Source organism: Granulibacter bethesdensis (genome assembly GCF_001889545.1).
GTDB classification, from domain to species: Bacteria; Pseudomonadota; Alphaproteobacteria; order Acetobacterales; family Acetobacteraceae; genus Granulibacter; species Granulibacter bethesdensis_B.
Map to the genome: position 1 here is coordinate 2412452 of NZ_CP018194.1, position 23053 is coordinate 2435504.

The window sequence follows — 23053 nt, forward strand, 5'->3', positions numbered from 1 at the left end:
TCCAGCCGCCGGACCCATGACCATGACGACCACTTCTTCCGAGATCATCATCGCCCCCTCGATCCTGTCCGCCGATTTCGCCCGGCTTGGGGCGGAGGTGAGCGATGTCATCGATGCAGGTGCTGACTGGATTCATGTGGATGTGATGGACGGGCATTTTGTACCGAACATCACGATCGGCCCCGCGGTGGTCCAGGCATTGCGGCCACTGACTGATCGCGTGCTGGATACACATCTGATGATCGCCCCCGCCGATCCGTATCTGGAGGCGTTTGCCAAGGCAGGCTCCGACATTATCACCATCCATGCCGAAGCCGGTCCGCATGTGGATCGTTCGCTGGCGCATATCCGCCAGCTCGGCAAGCAGGCCGGGGTTGCGATCTGCCCCGGCACACCGGAAAGCGCCATTGAATACGTGCTGGACCGGTTGGACCTGATTCTGGTGATGACAGTCGAACCTGGCTTCGGGGGACAGAGCTTCATCCCGGCCATGGTCGAGAAAATCCGCCGCGTCCGCGCCATGATCGGCCACCGCCCGATCCGGCTGGAGGTTGATGGCGGCATCACCCCCGATACGATCCGCGCCTGTGTGGAGGCCGGGGCCGACACTTTTGTCGCCGGATCGGCGGTGTTCAAGGGCAACCGCGACGCTTATGCCAGCGCCATCACCGCCTTACGGGCCAACGCACGCGGCTGATCCACGCAGCGTTACTCCATCCGCCAGACCGGGTCTTTCAGCCGGTCGATAAAGGCTTCATGGGCCGCCAGCGTTGCCTCATCCGGTATAATCGGACGCGGCACACGACTGGCGGAATGCTCATACTCCGCAACGGCTGCCGCACGCTCGGCCTCCGTCAGCCCCAGCCCGCGCTGACGGCCTCCGGTCAGCTCTATATAGACCTCCGCCAGTAGCTTGCAGTCGAGCAGCGCGTTATGGGTGGTGCGCTGGGACAGGTCGATGCTGAAGCGGCGGCAGAGCGCATCCAGACTGTTCGGCATGCCCGGAAAACGGGCTTTTGCCATGACCAGCGTATCGATCATCCGGGCAGGATCGAGCTTCGGCTTCCCCAGCCGCGCAAATTCGGCGTTCAGAAAGTTGAAGTCGAACGGCGCATTATGCGCAATCAACGGATCATGGCCGAAAAAAGCCAGCAGATCCTCCACGATATCAGCGAACAGAGGCTTTCCCCGCAGCATCTCGGCCGTAAAGCCATGCACCCGCGTCGCTTCCTCCGGCACGTCACGGCACGGATCAATCAAGGTATGAAAGGTGTTACCGGTCGGCAGATCATTGAACAGTTCCAGCGCGGCGATTTCCAGGATGCGATCCCCGGTGAGGGGGTCGAAGCCGGTTGTCTCCGTATCGAACAGAACGGACCGGCTCATGTCCTGTTTCCTTCAATCATGGGCTTTCATCTTTCTCAGGACAGACAACAATTGGCGGCGGGTTTCATGGCGGTTCAGCCCGGTGCGGATGATGTGATCGGCGCGGCGGCGACGCTCCTGATCCGGCATCTGACGCCGCAGCAAGGCGCGTACCTCCTCCGCACTCATGGCACGCCGCGCCCGGATACGGGCAATCTGCACAGGGGGCGGCGCTGTGACCACGATCACCGCATCACATAGCCGATCCCATCCGGCCTCGAACAGCAGGGGCACATCCAGCACCACTGCCCGTTTCTGCCGCCGCCGAGCCTGATGCAGAAAACGCTGCGCCTGTTTCCTCAGCAGCGGATGCATGATCGCTTCCAATACTGAAAGCGCATCCGGAGATGCCGAAACGATCCGCCGCAAGGCGGGCCGGTCCAGCACCAACCGCGCATGACCGGTGGCGCTATCCTGCCGCACTGCCTGAGGAAACCGGGCGGCAATCGCTGGCAGGGCGGCCCCTCCCGGTGCCTGAAGCCGATGCACGGCGGCATCGGCATCGAAAACCGGCATTCCCATACGGCGCATCATATGGGCAACGGTCGATTTCCCGGCCCCCATGCCGCCCGTCAGTCCGATCACCCTCATTTCCATTGGGCATGTCCATTGGCATGCCAACGGGCTCCTCACCAGCCTAGCCGGCCAGTACCGCCGTGCGGAGCGCATCATCGACCTCCGGTTCCACGCCGAACCAGGACCGGAAACCCGGCCTCGCCTGATGCAGCAGCATGCCCAGCCCCTCAGCGACAGGCAATCCACGCAAACGGGCCGCATGCAGCAAGGGCGTTTCCAGCGGCGTATAAACGATGTCCGCCACGGCCAGCCCGTCCGGTGCGCGTGACAGATCGATCTCCAGCGCCGGATGCCCATCCATACCCGCCGCGGTGGTATTCACCACCAGCGTATATTCCTTCAGCACATCCTGCCGCCGGGACCACGGCACGGCAGACGTATTGGGCAGCAACGCCGCCAGTTCTGCGGCCGCCTCATCACGGCGAGCACAGAGTGCCACCGGCACCAATGCACTCAGAGCCGCAGCAATGCCACGTGCCGCCCCCCCGGCACCGAACAGCAGGGCAGGCCCGGCTGCGGGATCGATACCGTGATCAAACAGATTGGCGACAAACCCGTACCCGTCCGTATTGCTGCCGATAATACGGTCATTTTCGAACACCAGCGTATTGACCGCACCAGCCAGGCGCGCCTGATCCTCTACCTCATCACACAGGGCAAGCGCCGCCTGCTTGTGAGGAATAGTGACATTGGCCCCACGAAAACCACAGGCGACCAGCCCCCGCACCGCGGTTTCAAACCGCTCCGGCGCCACGGCCAGCGGTACATAGGCTCCGTCAATGCGATAGCGCGCCAGCCAGTGCCCATGAAGTTTCGGAGACCGGCTGTGCCGGACCGGCCAGCCGATCACACCGGCCAGACGGGCTGATCCGCTCAGGCCAAAGCAGGGAGAGGCAGAAACGATCGAGGATGTCATTCTGTCAGAAACCACGCCTGCCAACCGCTTTCAAGCGACAGGTTTTGCAGCGGCCTGCGCATTCTTCCCGACCGGCTTTCCGGTTTCCGGCATGCCGAACCGCACCAGTGCCGCACCGGCAGCCCCCGCCAGCGACAGCACCAGAAAAGCCGCCGACAAGCCAAAACGGTCCGAGACGGCGCCAGCCATCGTGGTGCTGATCGTAGCACCGATTCCTCCGGCCAGCCCGACCATTCCGACACTCAGATTGAACCGTCCCGAACCATAGGTGATGTCCGCTACAATCAACGGCATCAGCACACCGAACACCGCGGCGCTCACCCCATCCAGCATCTGAAGCGGCACGATAAACCAGTCATTGCTGATCCCGGCAAAAAGCAGGGCCCGTATGGGCAGCGCCAGAAATCCGATCAGCAGCACCGCCCGACGACCAACCCGATCTGCCGCCCGGCCAACCCAGGGCGAGAACAGCGCCACCACGATCTGTGGCACCACAATACAGGCGGCAATAATCATGCTGGCATCAGGGCCGTTGCGCTCGGTAGCGGAACCGCCAACCAGCGGCAACAAGGCCGCATTGGAAAGCTGAAACAAGGCAGAGCATGCCGCAAAAATCAGCAGCCGCCGGTCGGTGAACACAACGCGCAGCGGCACACCACGTGTCTTTTCGGTGGCCTGCACCCCTTCCGCACGCTCCCGGGCAGGACGGATCATCGACAGGGAGAGCAAGGCAGGCAGGGTCAGCAACGCCGTCAGGATAAACACCGCGCGATTGGAGATGTAGGTACCGATCAACCCCATCGCCCCGGCCGCCAGCCCGTTACCGATCGACCCCCAGCGGGCGTTGCGCCCGAACCGCTCGCCGATTCGCGATGCAGGCACCATCGCCAGTGACATTGCCGCAATCGCAGGCACCAGCATGCAGGTGGCAAAACCATGCAGCAACTCGGCCAGCATGATCGGCAGGCGTCCGGGAAAAAACGCGAACAGAAGGGCGCAAAAGGTCATCGCGATGGTCGGCAGGAAGGCAGCCAGCCGTTTCTGCGGCATGGCATCCACCGCCCATCCCCCCGGCAGCTGGCTGAGCATCGAGGCAAATGTACCGACACTCAATGCCAGCCCGATATCAGTCTGGGTCCAGCGATGCGACGCCAGATACACCGCAATGAACGGCCCGAACCCGGTCTGGAGATTGGCCACGAAAAAAACAAACAGATCCAGGCCGATCCGGCTGCGCCGATCTGCCGGAGACGATGCCCCGGCAGCCTCCCCATCATCAGAGATATGCTGAAAAACCGTCACAAGATGCTGCTCTGGATCGTTCAGGGATGGCCAGCCGCATCACCCGCCGCAGGCGGTGCAGAAGAAGAAGCGGGCGGAGATGCAGACGACGCTGGCGGTGGCTGGCCGGACTGATCAGAGCTGCGCCCATTCTGGTCGGGTGCAGATGAATCACCCGGTCCATCCGGATGATCTTTCTGTGCAGCAGGCGGTACGGTTTCACTGGGCGTCAGCACCGCACCCCCTTCACCATCCTTGTATTCCGGGGCAGATTTCAGCTCATCCGTCGTCATCTTCAGCACAATGCTGCGCTGCGGATTGTCCGGTGCAAAGGCAAGCTGCTTCCACTCAATAGCAATCCGCCGGTCTCCCACCCCCAGAAATCCGCCGACATCAATCAGCGCCGCGACAGGCACGCCTTTCGCATCGACAATCACATCCGCCATACGGCCAATGCTTTTGCCATCCGTGTCATGCACCTCCTGCCCCAGTACGCCCTGCGCCACTTTCGAGGATACATGACGGGTCGGCGCTTTCGGCATGACAATGGCCTCCGGCGCAGTGGGCTCCGGCTCCAGGGGAGATAACGCCAACCCCTTCGGCAGCTCGGGCTGAGGGTCGGGATGCGGCCACGGGACAGAGGGTGAATCAGCCTGACCTGAACTCGGCTGAGGCATGGCAGCGGGGGTGGGGGGGGATGCCGCATCCTGCGTCGTCTCCCCCCTGACCGGGGCGGCCTGCCACAGCAGCACCATCACCCCCATGATCGCAGCATTCAGACCTTTCATCCTGCCCTCGGACTACCTCATTGACGATACCAGGCTGTGCGCCTCGCCGGTCGCTTTTGTCTGTTGAAGCAGGGTCTGGCCCGGATCGCAAATCCAGCTCCCCTATTATCAGCATGGGCCATCGCCCCAAGGCGCTATCCGAGTGCCAGACGTAAGCCAAGCGCCACCAACAGCATCGCGGGCATCACCACCAGCCCCACCCGCAGAAAAGCACCAAACGTGACTTCCTCCCCCTCACGCCGGATCGCATTCAGCCAGAGCAGACTGGCCAGGGAACCGGTGATCGCCAGACTCGGTCCAAGATCACCCCCGATCAGCAACGCATCGGAGATCAGTTGGGGCGGCTGAGCCTGCAATGCCGCCGTACCAGCGATCAGTCCGGCAGGCAGATTGTTGGTGGCATTGCAGATCAGGGCCAGCACCACCCCCGAGATCATCGCCGTTACCGGTGTATTCGCGTGGGCTCCACGACTCAGCAGATCGGCAATCGCTGCAACGGCCCCGATATGACTCAAGGCCTGCACCAGCACAAACAGCCCGGCGACCAGGAGAATGGCACTCCACGAAACATGCCTGAGGAAAGACAACGGCGAGGTACCGGTGATGGCAGACACCAGACCCATGCTCGCAAATCCAGCGATCAGGGTCGGCAGCCCCAGCGGCAGATCAAGTGCCGAGACCGTCACCAGCCCGAAAGCCGTCAGGATCAGGGCGCATAAAGCTGTCCGTCCACCGGTCGATAAAGGCTCCTGCGGGACATTGCTTTCACTTTCGGCCTCGGCCAGCGTACGGCGGAAAATAATATATAATCCACCATATCCTGCCAGCACGGCCCCCAGCGCGGGCAGACCAAAAGAGGCCAGCCAGACCGACAAAAACGGCATCGCGCCATTGAAAAACACCAGATTGGCCGGATTGGAAATCGGCAGCACGAAACTGGCCGCATTGGCCACCGTGACACAGCAGAACAGCAGAGGCAGCGGTCTGGCGCCCGCCCGCTTTGCCACTGCATAGACGGCAGGAGTCATCACCACCGCTGTCGCATCGTTGGAGAGAAAAGTCGTCACGATCACACCGGCCACATACACCAGCGCAAACAATCTGACGGGTGATCCACGGGCATGATTGACGGCGTTAACAGCGATCCAGTCGAACACCCCTTCCCGCCGCGCCACCTCTGACAGCAGCATCATACCGATCAGAAACCCGTAAACATCCGCGCCCCTGATGACACCCTTCCCCACCTCAGACAGTGGCAGCAGACCCGTAACGGCAAGAATACATGCCCCCAGCGCGGCCCAGACCGCCTCCGGCAGGCGAAACGGTCGCACAACGATCCCTGCAGTCACGGCCACGCACAGGGCCAGCGTGGCCAAAACAGAACCGTTCATCACAGGCGTCGGGTTTCAGGCATCAGCAGGGCATAGAGGACAAAGCCCAGCCCGGCGACTCCGGCCAGAGAGAAAAACGCAACCGAATAACCGGCTTTGACAATGATCAGGCCCGCGATACCAGCGCTCAGGGCAGCCCCAATGCCCTGAGCGGTCGCCACGGCCCCCTGGCTGATATTGAACCGCCCGGTTCCCTTCGTCAGATCCGCCACCACCACCGGGAACAAGGCCCCGAATATTCCGGCGCCGACTCCGTCCAGCAACTGCACCCCCAACAGCCACCACGGATTATCCGACAGCGGATACAGCATCCCGCGCAGCGCCAGAATACCGAATGCCAACAGGAAAATCGGGCGGGTGCCGATACGGTCAACAGACCGCCCCACCAGCATCGCCACCGGCACCATCACCATCTGGGCTGCGACAATACAGGCTGCCGCCAGAGAGGTCGCCATATCTTTCCCGACCTCCCGCATCAGAAGCTGACTGACCGAGGTGAGCATGGCCGCATTGGCCAGATGGAACAAAAACACCAGCACGGCAAAAGTCATCAATCCTGGATGCTCCGCCAGAACCCGCCAGAGGCCGGGCGATGCCTCCTCCTTCGCCGCGGCCTCATCCATATCGCTGGCTTTCCCCCCTTGGACTTTCCCCCCCTGGGCTTTCCCCCCCTGGGCTTTCCCCCCCTGGGCTTTCCCCCCCTGGGCTTTCCCCCCTCTGGCCAGATCATTGTCGATATGCCGGTTATCAATTCTCAGCACCGTTACCAGCCCGGCAATGGCCAGAAGACCCATCAGCCAGAACACCACGACCGGGCCGTAATGCCACGCCAGCAGCCCGGCCACTGCCGCCGATACCGCATTCCCAAGATGATTGAAGGACTCGTTGCGCCCGATCCGCCGCGCAAAACCGTCCGTTCCCACCAGACCCAGCGTCATCGCCGCAATAGCAGGCGCGAAAATCACCCCCGCGACAGCGGCCACAGACTGGGTCAGCGTCACCAGCAGCAGGCCAGACATGCTGGGCAGCAACAAAGTGCTGAGCGTTACCAGCAAGATCGCTATAGCCAGAAGGCGGGGCTTATTCCGGCTGCGATCCACCAACGCACCGGCAGGGGTTTGTGCAACCAGCCCGACAAGCCCGCTGATGGTCAGCACCAGGCCGACACTGGACTCATCCCAGCGCCCGTCCCTGCCCGAAGCCGACAACAAGTACACGGCAAGGTAAGGCCCCAGCCCATCCCGCACATCAGCCAGAAAAAAATTCAACCTGTCGAGCAGGGCAGATTCTCTCTGCTTCTGCCGGCTGTCAGACGGCGGCTGACCATCTGACAAGACCGTATCAACCACGATCGCCCCGCTCATTGGGCCCGTATCCGAAGGCAACCCACGCCCTTACTCCCCATTCATACCGGGAGAGCAAACATCTGGCTGAGTACATGGATACACTGATCGTTCAGCTTTTTTTTCGTTGCCCCGCAACTCAAGCACACGATTCAACTCCGCCCCCAGCAAAATCGCGTAAATAACAGACCAGAACCATATCATGACACCGACAACCGCACTTAACGGCCCATAAGTGGCATCATAAGGCGCCAGACGGGCAATATACAGGCTCACCAACAAAGAAACGATGACAAACAGCAGGGACGCAATCACCGAACCTGCCGTGATCCAGCGCCATGTTACCTTCATCCGGCTTGGGCCATACCGATAAAGCAGGGATATCGAGAACAGCAGAAACAGCAACAGCAGACCTATGCCCGCTGCTCTGGTCAGATACTCCCCGTATCCCGACATGCCCGTAAAGGAGATAATGGCGGGCAGAGCCACCAGCAGAGCCAACGAAATAACCCCCGCCAGCAGGGCCGCCAGTGTCATCAGCAAGCCGACCAACTGGACACGCAGGAACGAGCGACTTTCTTTTTCCTCATACGCAATATTCAGGGCAGACATCATGGCCTTGATGCCGGTCGAGGACGACCAGAATGCAAAGCCCGCACTGAACAGCGCACCGAAACCCAGTGTCTTCCGAGATTGAGCAACCAGCCAGTCAATCCGGTTTTCAACCAGTTCAAAGGCACCAGGGGGCAACAGCTCCGGCAGATGATCAAGCTGCGGCCTGATCGTGGCGGGATCGAGCAACAGGCCATACACAAAAATCAACATGGTCATGGTCGGGAACAATGCCAGCGTGGCATAAAATGCGCAGCCAGCCGCGATCAGCGACATCTGGTCGCCGATCATTTTCCGCCCTGTTCCAATGATAACAGTGCGCCAGTTACTCCAGAAAGCACGAGGCGGTTTTGTCACCTGGCCCTTCCATTCTCACCATACGATACAGAGTTCTGCCCAATAGCAGATTTCTGTATCGCTTATGCATATCCTTCCCCGACAAATCGCAAAATACCCCCGCCTGCCAAGCAAAAACCGGGGCGGATGATCAAAAAACAATATTTGTCGAGGATTTTAGTGAAAACAGAAAATATAGTATAAAATAATATAAAAAATTTCTTTTAATTTTCACATATTAAAATAAAAATTTTCTATTTTTAATATTGCACTTTATAGCGGCTTCAGGCTGCAGCCTCTTCTTTTTCCTCTGCAACCAGACGATAGCCCTGCTTTCTTACGGAGAAAATTGTCAAGCCAGAATGCACGGCTGATAGTTTCTGTCTCAAACGGCAGACATTGACCCGAACCAAAGTAGGATCACGCACCGTCGTATTGGGGCTGAGATGTCTCATGATCAATGCAATGGAACAGGCGTCACCCGCGTTCTGCGCCAGAATATGCAATAATGAGAACTCCTGCGGCGTCAGAGTCAGGTATTCCTGTCCGACCCTGGCTGTACGACGCTGCACATCCAGCAGAACCTGCCCAACCTGCAATTCCCGGTGCAGAGTCCAGCGGCTGGGAACTTTCATACGCACCATAATGCGCGCCTGAAGCTCTTTGGCGACGACATCCTTCGGGAAAACCTCATCGGCCCCTTCCGTCAGACACCTGACCCGTGCCTCCACCTCTCCCACGCCCAGGACAATAATGGGAATTGTCTCGTCGACCAGTCGCACCTGACCTACCGCAACATCCGGAGGCAAAGATAAGGCTGCACCCTCAATGATAACGAGATTGCAATCATTATCCTGAAGGTTCTTGACCAGTTCCGGAGGATCCTGTGTCGAAGAAATATCCCATTTGCCGCCAGGCATACTACTAAGCAACTCATTGACAAGATTGCTTACATTACCAAGGACAAGCGCTTTCATTGAAACAATCTCGCCAGAATAAGAAGTCATTGTCGACCCAAACTAAATATTAATAGCAAGTTTAGAATAATCAGTGAGAACAGAACGTTTTTTCATAATATCTCTGGCCGAAATACTCTCAAGCCAGTGCCAGATCACAGGTTCCGGATCATTCAGCGCATGAAATGGCTGCATGCTGGTCGAAAAATGCGGATTAAAGAATGGATCATGACTTAGAACCTCTCCCCACCTTTCCAACATGATCTGGGTTTCCTTGAAAAATCTGCGCTCCTGAGCAGGGCGGACATCATCTCCTCTGCTCAGAGACTCATGGTGCTCTGCAAAAAACTCAGGCGTGTAGATAATGGTGTATCCGGCCGCCCTTAATCTAAGACAAAGATCAATATCGTTGAACGCAACAGCCAACTTTGCTTCGTCAAAACAGCCAATTTCATTAAATGCCGTGGCTCTGACCAGCATGCCGGCTGCTGTCACGGCAGACATTTCCTGTGTAAAATTGGCCCTTCCACCATATCCGCCCTGATCGCCGGGTAAGCCGGTATGCACATGCCCGGCCACACCACCTATACCCAGTACAACGCCGCCATGTTGAATAGTGCCATTCGGATAAACAAATTTTCCACCAACTGCCCCGACCCGAGGATCAACCTCTGCCTCTGCGACAAGACGATAAAGCCAGTCAGGAGTAAGGACAAATAAATCGTTGTTTAAAAATACATAATAATCAGCAGGATATGACCCACAGGCAATATTATTGAGCAAGGAATAATTAAACGGTATTTCTTGCCGAATTATTTTAATATTGGAATGCAGCGCGGCATAATCCTGCAAAAGCGATACATTCGGGTCGGTAGACCAGTTATCAACCAAAACAATCTGATAATTGGTATAATTCGTTTTTTCGATAATGTTTTTGACACATGTGAGCGTAACGTCAATCTGATCCTTGAAAGGAATGACGATACTAACACTCGGGGTGTTATTCGTTTTCCAATCAATCTTATAAAGGGTCATCCCATATCTTGTTGACACATCTGCCTTAAGGCCTCGGCGCTCCAGATGTCGCGACACACATTGAAGCCCGGCTTCAATCGCATATGGCTTTGCACCGATATCGCCAGCAGTTGACCCAGGCGTAATACGCCAATGGTACAGAATTTCAGGAACATGGAATACTTCGGATGGTTCCAGACGTTCCGCAATCCGCAACAGCATGTCATGATCCTGCGCACCATCGAACTGCTTGTTGAACGGACCTACACTATTAATGACATCTCGCTGCACAAGAACGAAATGGCATATATAGTTTACCTCAAGTAAAAGACGATAATTCCAGTCCGGCTTGAAGGCCGGATCCCTGAAAAAGCCACTATCGTCAATTTTATCTTCATCACTGTAAAGCAGTTTTGCGCCCGTGGCCTCTGCGGAAGCAATCATGATATCCAGAGCGCTGGGCTCAAGAAGATCATCATGGTCAAGAAATGCGATCCAGCTGCCATTAGCAGCTTTTAGGCCCAGATTACTGGCTTCGCTGATCCCACTGTTTTTACGGGTGGTCAGATGCTGAATACGGGAATCAGCCTGCGCAAATTGTTGCAACAAATCCTTTAAATCTTCTTGTCCACTGCAATCATCAATCAGTATCAGTTCCCAATTCTGATATGTCTGCGCTATGACAGACTCAACAGCCAGAATAAAATCAGACAGGCGCGGCTTGTATACAGGGCAGATTATACTGACCAAAGGAGCAGTTTTACGCCTTGAATCCAGACGGATCATCGAAGAATCATTAAGAGCCTTCGTATATTTTCTTGCCCAGGTATCGTAATCATCGATATTATATCGATATGTTGGCAGCAGATCTTCAATTTGAGACCGTAACGCCGTCAGCTGACGGTGTAACGTTGCAACCATATCAGATATTTCGACAATATTTGCTTCCTGTTTATCAGTCAGAATAGACGTCACATAGGGGCTGCCATCCAGTTCGATATTTTCCGGCATTTTAAAAAAGCGGAATGTCTGGCTGAATGGTTTGGCAACCGGAAAAACAGGCCTGTATTCAAAACCGCAGCGTGGATCCGCACTGAGCGCACGTCCGACATCACTGCGATAGCGATTGGCACGCAGCAGGGCCACTGTCTGGCCCTCACATTCCACACGCAATTGGCAGTTCCCGGCAAATTGTTGCGGATCTTCCGCTGTATTTTCCAGAATCCAGCCCCGGAAAGCACCGCGCTGATACCCATCAATGGAGCTTCTGAATTCGGGAACCCAACTCATCTGAAAAGAAACAGAAGCGTTCAGTACATTGTTCCATAACAGCGGGACTGAAATTCCTCCCTCTGTCATCATTTCAAAATAATGTGTTTCGCCATCTCTGAAACGGCCTGGAACACTAATCGTGAATCCGACCAGTGCATGAGGGAAACCGGCAGCAGAAACGTCGGGGCGCGATTCATCACAGGTAATACGCTGTATTTCCTGACCATCCAAAACAATAATAGCCTTCAATGAAGAATTAGGGGTAGCAGGATCATGAGCCCACCCCTTTATAAGGCCACCTTCAATAGAATCTATAATACAGGATAGATTATTCTTGATCATGAAATATTGCTTTTTGACATGGTTGAATTACGTTTTTCTTTTCAGTGAGCCAAGTTCAAGGCGCATTTGTTCAAAAACATTTTTCCAGTCGCCGGAATCTGACTGACGAAACAAACGCGCAGTCGGATACCAAGGGGATGTATCCCGACCAATCAACCATCTCCATTCAGCGACATGAGGTAATATCAACCATAAAGGTACACCGATCGCACCAGCCAGGTGGGCCACCGAAGTGTCGATACTGATGACCAGATCCAACCCGGCCATAATCGCCATGGTGTCTTCAAAGCTTTTGACTTCGAGGCTGAGATGCACCACAGGCGCAACCCCATAAAATTCACCCACCTGCGACTGCGATGGCCCCTTCTGCAGAATCACGAAGGCAACATCCGGGCAGTTAGCCAGAGCCTCGAATTCCTTCAGCTGTACAGAACGCTTCCAGTCATTTTTATGCGTGGGTCGACCAGCCCATACAATGCCAATTCTTTTGAAACGAGAGGGCAGTATTTTATCCAGCTTTGCTGACCAGGCTGCTTTTTTTTCTTCATCCACATACAGATAGGGAACGCGATTTGGAATATTATCAAGCGTGATATCAAAAATACGTGGCAATCCCGTAATAGGAAGCCAAGCTTTATAGTCACCGATATCGTTCCAGTTAACGAAACAACGTGCTTCCGGGCATATCATTTGCAGCAGAGGCTTGAGTTCAGGACTGCATCCTACAGATACTTTTGAGCACCTCTCCAGAACACGGGGAATGAGCCGACCAAACTGGATGGCATCCCCAAATCCCTGATCTGCGACCAGCAGAAGTGTCTCATCTTCTTCGAACCGCGATCCGTCCCATTGAGGTTTATCTGTATAAGGAATAGGCGGCGCTGCATCAGGAATACGGAATCTCCATTCGTATTCCTCCCATCCTTCCCTGAATTCTCCATTCTGGAGCAGGGCTTCAGAAAGACCGAAATGAGCGCCTGCCATATCAGGCACGATTGACAGGGCCGCCCGAAAGCTCTTCTGCGCCTCTGCGTTCAGTCCGGCATCCATTTCCACAATCGCCAGATTATGAAGTGCTTCGCCATCTCCCGGATTCAGTTCGACTGCCCGTCTGGCGGTTACCAGCGCCTCATCCAGCTTTCCGCAGAGCCGGTAGAACTCGCATATATTGCGAATATAAAGGGGCGTATTAACCCCACAAAGAATGGACTGCTCTGCATAAGCCAATGCCTGCTGCATATTTCCTTTTTTATAGGAAATAACAGCCATCAGATGCAGGGCATCCGCATGGTGCGGATGCTGCTTCAGAATTGTCTGCAAAAGGCTTTCAGCTCTGTCAATCCGGCCGGCTTCATCATGCCGGATTGCAGCCTCGAAGATCTCGCCGACGCCCAGCGAAACCTGATCCGGCGCTATAGATAAATCAGACATTGGCATTTTCAATGCTGGGTTCGCTCACGAGAGCCTCAAATCCTCTCGCCTGGATCAGGTTGGAAAGGATTTTGGATGCTTCAGCCAGATAAGCAGAAAATGGTTCATATCCCATCATCTGAGGCAGAGTAAGGGAATGCTGTCGACCATAGACAGGCTCGAAGCTGACGAAATTCGTGATCCGCTCACAAGCCATGGATTGGTTCTGCAGCAGATCCGAAATTTTGACCGGCAGATATTTCAGGACAAAATTGCTGCGCATATGTTCAACAATGTCTGACATTGCTTTGACATATTCAGCGGCCCCTTCAATCGTCCCGTCATATTCCAGCAATACCGGCGTGCTGGAAGCAAATTTCCGCACCGCAGAGGACAGAGGGTGATCAATAAGATGAATGATCGGCGCATAAGGAAAAAGAAGGGCGATCAGGCCGATTTGCGTTTCATCAAGTGGATCAATATTCACGATCCAGTTGCTCTTATCCTGTCCCTGCGCCTGGACTGACTGGAAATACTCCTGCAGCTTTTCCCTGATTGTTCTCAGGCTTGAAACACGATCAGCCATCCAGAGATCAGCCAGGGCCTCAGGATAGGCATAAGGCGATGCCATCATCTCTGGCAAACGCTCTACCAGACTTGAGAGCACTGGCCCCAATGCAATGGTTGGCGCAGAGATAGCTGAGGCAATCCATTTTCCGAACGGAGCAGTTACCTGAGAAGAGGCTCCCACCACAAAGATCGGCTGTATACCGCCGCTGAATTCTTTTTCAACAGCACTCATCAGCCCAAGTTTGGTAGCAGTAAAAAAGTTTTTAAGCCGTTCAACATAACCGCCCAAGCCGACCGGGCCGACACCCACCGGCGCGTCCGGGGCACGGCCACCTTCCTGCCAGGCTGCAAAAGCGTCTTCATAACGAGCCAACCCGTAAAGAATATGACCGCGCTCCTTCCATTCAAAGAAGCTGCGGGTGATATCTTCACCAGGAAGGGCATCCAAAACTTCCAGAGCCTGGGCTGCAAGACCAAGTTCATTGAGAACAGATGCATATTGGATAGCCAGAAAACGGTTTTCTCCTGCTTTTTCATAAGCCTGAGACAAGATTTCCCGAGCTTTTTCCAGCCGTCCCGCTTTTTTTTCCAGTAAAGCATGACCGATTACGGTTTGTGGAACATCAGGCGCAAGGCTGAGCGATTGCTCATATGAACTGGCAGCTTCCTCAAACCGCCCCTGCAACGTCAGATTCCATCCGAGATTGGCCAGAATGATCGCATCGGGCTGGTCGATCATGGCTATCGTATGCCGATAGCATGCCTCACCACCAATCAACTCACCTGCTTCGCTCAGGATCATCCCAAGCACGTTATGGGCGTCAGCAAGGGCGGGATCCGCACGGATCGCCATGCGTGCAACCCGCTCTGCATCTTTCAGTTCACGGGCTTCCATATGCAGCCTGGCCAACTGTGTCAGCTGGACGGCCAGATTGGGATTGGCCTTCACCAGACGTGAGAGCAGCGCCTTTGCAGCGCTGTGATTATTCTGTGCCAGACGGATCTGGCTTAACATTAACAGAGCATCCGGATCATAAGGAGACAGATCCAGAACGGCCAGGCTGAGTTCTTCAGCAACGGCGGCATTACCTATTTTAAATGCCTGACGCGCCCGCTCGGTCGTGGGGGCCAGATAAACCGCGCTATTGGCTGCCACCATTGAAACCGGCTCAACCAAACAGCAGCGAACCGCCCGCAACCCACTACCACAATGGCACATAACAGAAGGATCAATCGACATAGCAATACCTCAAAAAATAAAAATCTTTACCGCATTTTGTTTATGTGAAATTGGTTTTGCGAATATATCCAATCATTTTAAAATTATAAATTTATTTATTTATATGATTCTATAAACTATTAAAAATGAGGAAAAATTATTTACTTCGACATATTATATCCTATCAGGAAACGACCGCGTTACGATAGCTTCAGAGTTATCTGTAACCGCATTTGATATTCCGATTAAAGGAAACATAATAGCTTTTGCAACCTTAAATTGAGTTTTGTTAGGTAAATTGATTTTTGTTATAATTAATTATATTTGTTACTTTATTCACATCTTTAAAATTAGGTTTTTATTCCAGTAAGATTAACTTCAAACCGACCAAAAGCGTTACAAAATATTATTTAAATAGATGAAATTTTAATCTTGGTAACATAATAGTTTTAAAAATCGATACCCAAGAAAATCTAAAAAATAACCTTTTGGCCCTGCTTAATAATTTTATATTAGTTTGGGATCAATACAGGGCCATCAGAGCTTTTTAACGAACGACCTCCCGTTCCCCTCGAATATGCCGTGCAGCCCGCTCCAGGCCGGCCGCAATTGATCCACGGGTGCCGACATTATCTTCCCGCGCACCCTGCGCCAGCACACGTCCCAGATCAGCAAGGCATTCCCCGATCTCCCGCACAGCCAGACGGAGATAATCATCCTGAAGATGGGGGGGTAGGGGTTCAAGGGTCAGTTCAGGGGATGACGCCATGACTTTTCACTCCTTATGCGTGTTCAGCTGAAGTCAGAATCATACAGACTTCCCGCTTGGCGGAAACTGTTCTTACAGCTTAGGGCTTCTGTTTTTCCTGAAGCCCGTACCCTTGGAAACGAGCGCGTGTTTCTGCCAGTTCTCGCGGCGAAAGCAGAACCGGCCCACCGATTTGAAGGCTGTGCCAATATTGCCTGGCCAGCGTTTCCAGCTCCACCCCCAGCCACAACGCCTGACGCAGATCCGTGCCACAGACCACCATTCCATGATTGGCCAGCAGACAAGCCTTGCGTCCATCCAGTGCGGAGAGGGCCAGCTCAGCCAATTCTGCCGTACCGAATGTTGCATAGGGAGCGCACCGTATGTCATCTCCGCCGAAGCAGGTGATCATATAATGACAGGATGGAATGGACCGTCTCGCCATAGCCAGCGCGGTGCAGAATACCGGATGCGCGTGCAGGACGGCCCCGACTTCCGGCCGTGAGCACAGGATGCCATGATGGAAACGCCATTCTGTCGATGGCTTGCATGGCCCCTCCCACCTGCCAGTGTCATCCTCCAGTGGCATGGAAGCGACCATATCGGGCATCATTTCGTCATAAGGAATTGCTGAGGGGGAAATCAGCATCCGGTTTCCCCAACGCAGGCTGATATTTCCGGCCGTTCCCTGATTGATTCCCAGAGAAGTCATAGCCCGGCACGCATCCACCAGCGCGCGCCGGGCCGAGGATTCATCATGCATTCCGTCCGCACCTGCCACTTTGTTATCGGGTCACGATGCTGACGACAGCACGGCTGTTCGCACCCGGCAGACAAACCACGCGATCGCCTACCCGCTGGAAGGTCAGATCGACGAAGCTATCCCCCAGTTGCAAACGCTTCAGATGCAGGACATCAAGACCATAGGGCAGAGTGGGCCGGTCCACCGTAATTTCCTTCTTCCAGCCATTGATCCGCAGCCCGAGACACGCCTGCAACATCATGAACACCGATCCCGCGGCCCAGGCCTGCGGCAGGCAGGCCACCGGATAGCTGATGGGCGCTTCTCCGGGGCTGCGGGGGAAACCACAGTACAATTCCGGCAGCCGCATTCCCAGATGAACGGCAGATTCGAACATATCGCGTGTGATATGGGAAACAACGTCACGCTCGCCATAAAAGGCCATCCCGGCCACACACAACGCCGTATCATGCGGCCAGACCGAACCATTGTGATAGGACATGGGATTATATCGCGGCGCCGTCGTGCCGAGGGTCCGAATACCCCAGCCGCTGTTAAAAGAAGGCGAGGACAGCAAGCGGGTCAGCCGGGCCGCCCGCTCGGGCGATGGAACCCCCGTGTACAGCAGATGCCCGGCATTGGAAGCCGGAACCCGGCACAACTCCCCATTCCCGTCCAAGGCGATGCCGTAGCAGCCGAGATCCTCCATCCAGAATTTGTCTTCAATGGCTGCCCTCAGACGGGTCGCCTTGGTGCGCCAGCGCACGGCATCTTCGGTCAGGCCACGCCGTTCGCTCAGGCTGGCAAGGGCGAGATAGGCGGCATGCACATAGCCCTGCACCTCCACCAATGCCACCGGCCCCTGGGGGAATTTGGCATCAGCCCCGAACACGCTGTCGAAACTGTCTTTCCAGCCCTGATTGGCCAGTCCGCTTTCCTCACCGCGGGCATAGTCCAGGAATCCGTCGCCATTGGAATCTCCCGGCCCTTCAACCCAGGCGATGGCCGCCATCAGCGCGGGCCACAAAGTGTCGATCAGCGCCATGTCTCCGGTCCGATCGGCATAGGAACCTGCCAGCACCACAAACAGGGGCGTGGTATCAACACCACCATAATATTGACCAAACGGTATTTCCTTGAGCGCCGTCATCTCCCCATGCCGCATCTCGTGCACGATCTTGCCTGGCGCGGAATCCTGAAAACTGGATGTATCTGTGGCCTGATGGCTGGCCAGAAAAGTCAGCACACCCCGCGCCATGCCCGGATCAAGCCAGAGCCTTTGCAGGGAAGTAATGACCGCATCACGCCCGAATGGCGTGGAGAACCATGGAATCCCGGCATAAGGATAGGGGCCGGTCGGCAGATCAGTCGTCAGCAGCGCCAGATCAGCGGCCGACCGATCAATCCATTGGCGGTACATCCGGCTGGGCGTGTCGATTTCGGCCGCACGACGGCGCTTCGTCCGCATGGCCCAACGCGCGCGTGCAGCCGCCTTGCGAAACCTTTCCCGCGAGGGAGAAGCATCGGCCTGCGGACCGATTTCCATAAAGAGCTCGATCCGCCCTTCCCGCTCCAGATGAAAGAGAAACGCCGCCAGCCCCGGCTCCAGTCTGGCGGGAGGAATCGAGAAACTGATCAGCGTCACCCGGTTGATCTTATCCAGGCCCTGATAGGCGAGGCGAACCATACCGTTACGGATTTCCGGAGGCATCACACGCCCGCGTGAAACACGCTGTAATCCACGTACCTCGAACATATCACGGAAATCAGCTGCAAAACGCAGTTCGATCGGAACCGTGGCAGGCGTTTGCCCGAAATTGACCAGCGTGATGCGCTCGTAGAGACAATGGTCCCACAGAAACCGGCGGCGTTCCACCAGAATGACCCCTTCCGGCAGGGACTGCCCACCCAGTGGCGGCAGAGGCCGGTTGGTCATATTGGTGGTGGCATAGACATTGTCATAGCTGACCGCCGCCCCGAGCAAGGAAGGAGAACGCTCCCCGATCATCAGGCGGAAGCGCGACAGAACACGGGTATCGTTGTCGAAAAACCCGTCATCGTCGCCATGCATGTCGCCCATCTGGTCCGCCACCAGAAAGCAGTCGCCATGTTTCAGCGCCAGTTGACGGCTGATCCCTTTTGCTCCGCCGCCTTCCTCTTCGCTTTCATGGGAAGGATGGGCCGGCCACGGATCTGTCTCGGTCAGGGGCGGGCAAGCGGGGTCGGTATTGGGGGAATCGGTCATGGGAAGGCAGTGTCCTCAACCATCGCAGAAGGGTCAGGACACCGCGAGACGACATATTTCGCAACCCTGTGCACAGGAATTCAGCCAGTCCCTGTGCTTTTCAGCCTGATGCAGGCTCAAAACTCAGGGCAAGCCCGTTCATGCAGTAGCGCAGGCCGGTAGGACGCGGTCCATCGGGGAAAACATGGCCGAGATGCCCGTTACACTGACTGCAATGGACTTCGGTACGAACCATGCCGTGGCTGGTATCCGTCGTGGTGGCAACCGCGCCCTCCCGCGGCTGGAAAAAGCTGGGCCAGCCAGAGCCGCTGTCATACTTCGCCGCGGCATCGAACAACACCTGCCCGCAACCGGCACAGGCATACAGGCCGGGCCGTTTTTCATCATTGAGCGGACTGGTACCGGGACGTTCCGTGCCATGCTGGCGCAGGATACGATATTGCTCCGGGGTCAACGTTTCCTGCCAGCGGTCATCGCCGCATGACGGGGCATGATTGCCACAGCCGCAGCCAGTGTTCTGATCGGCCATTCTGCCTGTCTCCTCCCCTGTAGACTCTTATGACACACCCCCCTATCGGGGCGCCCTGAAGGATGCCATGCAATATGGGAGGCCTTGCCCCACACGCAAAGCCTGTTCGTATCCCTAGACAAGCTGGTGATTCCAGCGATAACACGCGCCACCTGACGGGATGACCGGATCAATCCGCCATCCACACGCTGATCCGCCCGGAGAGATGACTTGAGCCAGCCCCCGACCTCCCCCGCTTCTTCGGCCCGCTCCAGCGGTCTGCTGCGGTTTTTAACCTGCGGCAGTGTGGATGATGGCAAATCGACGCTGATCGGGCGTCTTTTGCATGATACACGCAGTGTTCCGCCGGATCAGATCGAGACGATGGTGCGCGACAGCATCCGTCGCGGACGCGCAGCGGATGATCCTGATTACTCCCTGTTGCTGGACGGGCTGCTGGCCGAGCGTGAACAGGGCATCACCATCGACGTTGCCTACCGGTTTTTCTCTACCCCCCGCCGTCATTTCATCGTCGCCGATACCCCCGGCCACGAGCAATACACCAGGAACATGGCGACCGGCGCTTCCACCGCACAGGTCGCCGTGATGCTGTGTGATGCACGGCGCGGGCTGCGTGTGCAGACACGGCGTCATGCCACCATCGCTTCCCTGCTCGGGATTCGTCACGTCGTGCTGGCGGTCAACAAGATTGATCTGGTCGGCTACGATCAGGAGCGTTTCCGCGAACTTGAAAACGAGTTCCGCACTTTCGCCGACCGTCTGAATTTCAGGAATGTGGTGGCGATCCCTCTCTCTGCCCGTGCTGGCGACAATATCACCGGCCCGAGCGAAAACACGCCCTGGTACACTGGTCCGGCCCTGATCGAATATCTGGAAACCGTCGAGATCGAGCCGGAAGAAACCAGCCATCCTTTCCGCATGCCGGTACAGATCGTTCTGCGCCCGCAGGGTGGCGGACGTTGCTTCGGCGGCACCATTGCCAGCGGCGTGCTGCGCCCCGGTGATCAGATCACCAACGTCACCGGTGCGGCCTCCAGCCGGGTGGCCCGGATCGCCACCATGAGCGGCGATCTGACCGAAGCCCGCACCGGTGATGCCGTCGCCGTGTTTCTGGAAGACGAAATCGACGCCTCGCGCGGGGATGTGCTGAGCGCTTCTGATTCCATTCCTCCCAGTGCCGACCGGCTGGAAGCCGATCTGGTCTGGATGCAGGAAGCCCCGTTACTGCCCGGTGCTGCTTTTCTGGTAAAAATCGGCACCCTGACCCTGGGCGGACGGGTTGCTGCGATCCGCGCGAAAATCGATGTGGACACGCTGGAAGAAGAACCCGGCGAGCGCCTGCTGCAAAACGAGGTCGCAAAGATCGAGCTGGTTCTCGACCGGCCTGTACCGTTTGAATCCTATGATCTTACCCGCCATCTGGGCGGCTTCATCCTGATCGACCGCATCACCAATGCAACAGCCGGAGCCGGAATGGTCCGTGCCGCCGCCGCCACGGAAGGCGCGGTCTGGCATCGTCATACCGTGGATACCGCAGCCCGTTCCTCGCTGAAAGCGCACAGCCCCGCTGTGCTATGGTTCACCGGTCTGTCCGGCGCCGGGAAATCCACCGTCGCCAATCTGGTGGAACAGAAGCTGCTGACCCAGGGGTGCCACACCTATCTGCTGGATGGCGATAACCTGCGGCACGGGCTGAACAAGGATCTCTCCTTCTCCCAGAGCGATCGGCGCGAGAATATCCGCCGCATCTCTGAGGTAGCGCGTCTGTTCCATGATTCAGGGCTGATCGTGCTGGTTTCCGCCATCTCTCCCTATGCCGCCGATCGTGCGGCGGCGCGGGCGCTGGTGCCGGAAGGCGGGTTTATCGAGGTCTTCGTGGATGCGCCGATCGACGAATGCGCCCGCCGCGATCCGAAAGGACTGTATGCACGGGCCAAGGCAGGGGAAATCACCGGCTTCACCGGCATCGACGCCCCTTATGAAACGCCGGAAAATCCAGAGGTGCATCTGGAAGCCTTCGGCAAGGATCCGGAACTGCTGGCCGAGCAGGTCATCAGCCATCTGCGGGATAGCGGGCTGCTCCGCTGACGGACGGGGAGCGCCCTGATCAGGCAGATTCCCCCCGCCACCAGCGGGCTGATGGTCATGCCGCAATCCGGTTTCGCCATCATGATGGCCGTACCCGGCTGGCCGACCTGGATCAGGCAGCCCCTCTGCGCGTGCTGCTGCCCATGCCGGAACCGGATGAAGCGCCGGTCGCAGCGCTGGTAAACATCGCCGGAGGGCTGGCCGGAGGCGACCGGCTGTCTTTCGCCATGACCCTGGATACGCAGGCCCGCGCCACGCTCTGCACGGCAGCGGCTGAGAAAGTCTACCGCTCGCTCGGCCCGGATACCGACATCAGCAACACCCTGACTGTCGGACCGGAAGCAGCGCTGGAGTGGCTGCCGCAGGAGACCATCCTGTTCAACGGGGCCAGACTGCGCCGCCGGATGAATATCTCGCTGGCCGCCGATGCCCGATTATTGGCCACCGAAACCATCATTTTCGGGCGGACCGCGCATCAGGAAATATTTCTGAGCGGCCATTTTTCCGATCACTGGCGGCTATGGCGTGATGGCAGACTGCTCTGGGCAGACAGTTTCCGTCTTCCGGACCAGCCTGCACGGGTGCTGGACCACCCATTCGGTCTGAACCATCATCCGGCTATGGCCACAGTCGTGCTGGCAGTCCCTGATGCCGCCGCCTATCGGGATCTGTTGCGTGAAAAATGGCAGGACGATACCGGCAAGGGCGCCACTGTTACGCGTCCCGGCCTTCTGCTGGGCCGTCTGATCGGCTCTGCCACAGCCGTCAGACAGGGGGTGGAAGAAGCAATCACCATCCTGCGCGCCACCGCGATGCATGGCCCGACGCGGCTGCCCCGCCTCTGGCTGAGCTGATCCGGCTGGACCACAACCAGCAACACCACCCATAATTCATCCTCCATTCTCAACGACCGCACGCAGGCCACGCCGATGCATCTGACTCCCCGCGAAAAAGACAAGCTGCTGATCGCCATGGCAGCGCAGGTTGCCAGGCGTCGTCTGGAACGCGGCGTGAAGCTGAACCACCCCGAAGCCATCGCCCTGATCACCGATTTCGTCGTGGAAGGCGCACGCGATGGCCGCAGCGTGGCGGAAATGATGCGCGATGGCGCCACCATCCTGACCCGCGAACAGGTGATGGAAGGTGTGGCGGAGATGATTCACGACGTGCAGGTGGAAGCAACCTTCCCTGACGGCACAAAACTGGTCACCGTTCACAATCCCATCCGTTGAGCGGAAAGGACATTCGGC

At 56.7% G+C, this 23053-nt stretch carries 20 protein-coding genes; 4 read left to right on the top strand and 16 right to left on the bottom strand.

What is annotated here, in order from left to right; all coding sequences use genetic code 11:
• Positions 1-22: 22 nt before the first annotated feature.
• The gene (gene rpe / locus GbCGDNIH8_RS11095; RefSeq protein WP_072573833.1) at positions 23-697 is read left to right on the top strand and encodes a ribulose-phosphate 3-epimerase; all 675 of its coding nucleotides are present in this window, start codon (positions 23-25) and stop codon (positions 695-697) included.
• Between the two features lie 11 nt (positions 698-708).
• Here the strand turns inward: rpe and dnaQ are convergent, their stop codons facing one another.
• From dnaQ to msrB, 16 genes are all read right to left on the bottom strand, one after another.
• A complete protein-coding gene (gene dnaQ / locus GbCGDNIH8_RS11100; protein ID WP_072573233.1) occupies positions 709-1386 on the bottom strand; it encodes a DNA polymerase III subunit epsilon in 678 nt (225 codons plus the stop codon).
• A 12-nt stretch (positions 1387-1398) separates the two neighbouring features.
• The gene (gene coaE, locus GbCGDNIH8_RS11105; protein WP_367593386.1) at positions 1399-2022 is read right to left on the bottom strand and encodes a dephospho-CoA kinase; all 624 of its coding nucleotides are present in this window, start codon (positions 2020-2022) and stop codon (positions 1399-1401) included.
• A gap of 40 nt (positions 2023-2062) precedes the next feature.
• Positions 2063-2917, bottom strand: coding sequence for a shikimate dehydrogenase (locus tag GbCGDNIH8_RS11110; protein ID WP_072573234.1), 855 nt, complete (start codon positions 2915-2917; stop codon positions 2063-2065).
• A gap of 30 nt (positions 2918-2947) precedes the next feature.
• Positions 2948-4219 carry an MFS transporter gene (locus GbCGDNIH8_RS11115; protein ID WP_081368982.1) on the bottom strand — a complete coding sequence of 424 codons (1272 nt, stop codon included), beginning with the start codon at positions 4217-4219 and terminating at the stop codon, positions 2948-2950.
• A 20-nt stretch (positions 4220-4239) separates the two neighbouring features.
• Complete coding sequence (locus GbCGDNIH8_RS11120; protein ID WP_072573235.1) at positions 4240-4986, bottom strand: PRC-barrel domain-containing protein; 747 nt, start codon at positions 4984-4986, stop codon at positions 4240-4242.
• 134 nt (positions 4987-5120) lie between these two features.
• On the bottom strand, positions 5121-6377 hold the full coding sequence (locus GbCGDNIH8_RS11125) for an arsenic transporter (RefSeq protein ID WP_072573236.1): 1257 nt from the start codon (positions 6375-6377) through the stop codon (positions 5121-5123).
• Positions 6377-7741 carry an MFS transporter gene (locus GbCGDNIH8_RS11130; RefSeq protein WP_072573237.1) on the bottom strand — a complete coding sequence of 455 codons (1365 nt, stop codon included), beginning with the start codon at positions 7739-7741 and terminating at the stop codon, positions 6377-6379. Before GbCGDNIH8_RS11130 ends, GbCGDNIH8_RS11125 begins: the two co-directional genes overlap by 1 nt.
• A 30-nt stretch (positions 7742-7771) precedes the next feature.
• Positions 7772-8689, bottom strand: coding sequence for a YihY/virulence factor BrkB family protein (locus GbCGDNIH8_RS11135; RefSeq protein ID WP_072573238.1), 918 nt, complete (start codon positions 8687-8689; stop codon positions 7772-7774).
• Between the two features lie 263 nt (positions 8690-8952).
• Positions 8953-9645, bottom strand: a complete 693-nt coding sequence (locus GbCGDNIH8_RS11140; RefSeq protein ID WP_157692639.1) for a response regulator transcription factor — start codon at positions 9643-9645, stop codon at positions 8953-8955.
• A 42-nt stretch (positions 9646-9687) separates the two neighbouring features.
• Positions 9688-12252: a glycosyltransferase family 2 protein gene (locus tag GbCGDNIH8_RS11145; RefSeq protein WP_081368985.1), complete on the bottom strand. Its 2565-nt coding sequence runs from the start codon at positions 12250-12252 to the stop codon at positions 9688-9690.
• 27 nt (positions 12253-12279) lie between these two features.
• Complete coding sequence (locus tag GbCGDNIH8_RS11150) at positions 12280-13683, bottom strand: tetratricopeptide repeat protein (RefSeq protein WP_072573241.1); 1404 nt, start codon at positions 13681-13683, stop codon at positions 12280-12282.
• Entirely contained in the window at positions 13676-15472 is a 1797-nt protein-coding gene (locus GbCGDNIH8_RS11155) for a tetratricopeptide repeat protein (RefSeq protein ID WP_081368987.1), read from the bottom strand. The genes GbCGDNIH8_RS11150 and GbCGDNIH8_RS11155 overlap by 8 nt, the downstream gene beginning before the upstream one ends.
• Positions 15473-15998: 526 nt before the next feature.
• Positions 15999-16220, bottom strand: a complete 222-nt coding sequence (locus GbCGDNIH8_RS11160; RefSeq protein ID WP_011632856.1) for a hypothetical protein — start codon at positions 16218-16220, stop codon at positions 15999-16001.
• Between the two features lie 79 nt (positions 16221-16299).
• The gene (locus GbCGDNIH8_RS11165) at positions 16300-16962 is read right to left on the bottom strand and encodes a class II aldolase/adducin family protein (RefSeq protein WP_072573243.1); all 663 of its coding nucleotides are present in this window, start codon (positions 16960-16962) and stop codon (positions 16300-16302) included.
• A 22-nt stretch (positions 16963-16984) separates the two neighbouring features.
• Positions 16985-19186 carry an amylo-alpha-1,6-glucosidase gene (locus GbCGDNIH8_RS11170; protein ID WP_072573244.1) on the bottom strand — a complete coding sequence of 734 codons (2202 nt, stop codon included), beginning with the start codon at positions 19184-19186 and terminating at the stop codon, positions 16985-16987.
• 100 nt (positions 19187-19286) lie between these two features.
• Positions 19287-19715, bottom strand: coding sequence for a peptide-methionine (R)-S-oxide reductase MsrB (gene msrB, locus GbCGDNIH8_RS11175; protein ID WP_072573245.1), 429 nt, complete (start codon positions 19713-19715; stop codon positions 19287-19289).
• A gap of 210 nt (positions 19716-19925) precedes the next feature.
• Here msrB and cysC point away from each other — a divergent pair, with 210 nt between their 5' ends.
• From cysC to GbCGDNIH8_RS11190, 3 genes are all read left to right on the top strand, one after another.
• Positions 19926-21803 carry an adenylyl-sulfate kinase gene (gene cysC, locus GbCGDNIH8_RS11180; protein WP_081368988.1) on the top strand — a complete coding sequence of 626 codons (1878 nt, stop codon included), beginning with the start codon at positions 19926-19928 and terminating at the stop codon, positions 21801-21803.
• 131 nt (positions 21804-21934) lie between these two features.
• Complete coding sequence (locus GbCGDNIH8_RS11185) at positions 21935-22657, top strand: urease accessory protein UreD (protein WP_081368989.1); 723 nt, start codon at positions 21935-21937, stop codon at positions 22655-22657.
• Positions 22658-22732: 75 nt separating this feature from the next.
• On the top strand, positions 22733-23035 hold the full coding sequence (locus GbCGDNIH8_RS11190; RefSeq protein WP_072573247.1) for an urease subunit gamma: 303 nt from the start codon (positions 22733-22735) through the stop codon (positions 23033-23035).
• Positions 23036-23053 lie beyond the last annotated feature (18 nt).

Bases quoted from the DNA above. Each gene is read 5' to 3' on its own strand.
- rpe (WP_072573833.1), top strand. From the start codon at position 23: ATGACGACCACTTCTTCCGAGATCATCATCGCCCCCTCGATCCTGTCC.
- dnaQ (WP_072573233.1), bottom strand. From the start codon at position 1,386: ATGAGCCGGTCCGTTCTGTTCGATACGGAGACAACCGGCTTCGACCCC.
- coaE (WP_367593386.1), bottom strand. From the start codon at position 2,022: ATGGAAATGAGGGTGATCGGACTGACGGGCGGCATGGGGGCCGGGAAA.
- GbCGDNIH8_RS11110 (WP_072573234.1), bottom strand. From the start codon at position 2,917: ATGACATCCTCGATCGTTTCTGCCTCTCCCTGCTTTGGCCTGAGCGGA.
- GbCGDNIH8_RS11120 (WP_072573235.1), bottom strand. From the start codon at position 4,986: ATGAAAGGTCTGAATGCTGCGATCATGGGGGTGATGGTGCTGCTGTGG.
- GbCGDNIH8_RS11125 (WP_072573236.1), bottom strand. From the start codon at position 6,377: ATGAACGGTTCTGTTTTGGCCACGCTGGCCCTGTGCGTGGCCGTGACT.
- GbCGDNIH8_RS11130 (WP_072573237.1), bottom strand. From the start codon at position 7,741: ATGAGCGGGGCGATCGTGGTTGATACGGTCTTGTCAGATGGTCAGCCG.
- GbCGDNIH8_RS11140 (WP_157692639.1), bottom strand. From the start codon at position 9,645: ATGAAAGCGCTTGTCCTTGGTAATGTAAGCAATCTTGTCAATGAGTTG.
- GbCGDNIH8_RS11145 (WP_081368985.1), bottom strand. From the start codon at position 12,252: ATGATCAAGAATAATCTATCCTGTATTATAGATTCTATTGAAGGTGGC.
- GbCGDNIH8_RS11150 (WP_072573241.1), bottom strand. From the start codon at position 13,683: ATGTCTGATTTATCTATAGCGCCGGATCAGGTTTCGCTGGGCGTCGGC.
- GbCGDNIH8_RS11155 (WP_081368987.1), bottom strand. From the start codon at position 15,472: ATGTCGATTGATCCTTCTGTTATGTGCCATTGTGGTAGTGGGTTGCGG.
- GbCGDNIH8_RS11160 (WP_011632856.1), bottom strand. From the start codon at position 16,220: ATGGCGTCATCCCCTGAACTGACCCTTGAACCCCTACCCCCCCATCTT.
- GbCGDNIH8_RS11165 (WP_072573243.1), bottom strand. From the start codon at position 16,962: ATGCATGATGAATCCTCGGCCCGGCGCGCGCTGGTGGATGCGTGCCGG.
- GbCGDNIH8_RS11170 (WP_072573244.1), bottom strand. From the start codon at position 19,186: ATGACCGATTCCCCCAATACCGACCCCGCTTGCCCGCCCCTGACCGAG.
- msrB (WP_072573245.1), bottom strand. From the start codon at position 19,715: ATGGCCGATCAGAACACTGGCTGCGGCTGTGGCAATCATGCCCCGTCA.
- GbCGDNIH8_RS11190 (WP_072573247.1), top strand. From the start codon at position 22,733: ATGCATCTGACTCCCCGCGAAAAAGACAAGCTGCTGATCGCCATGGCA.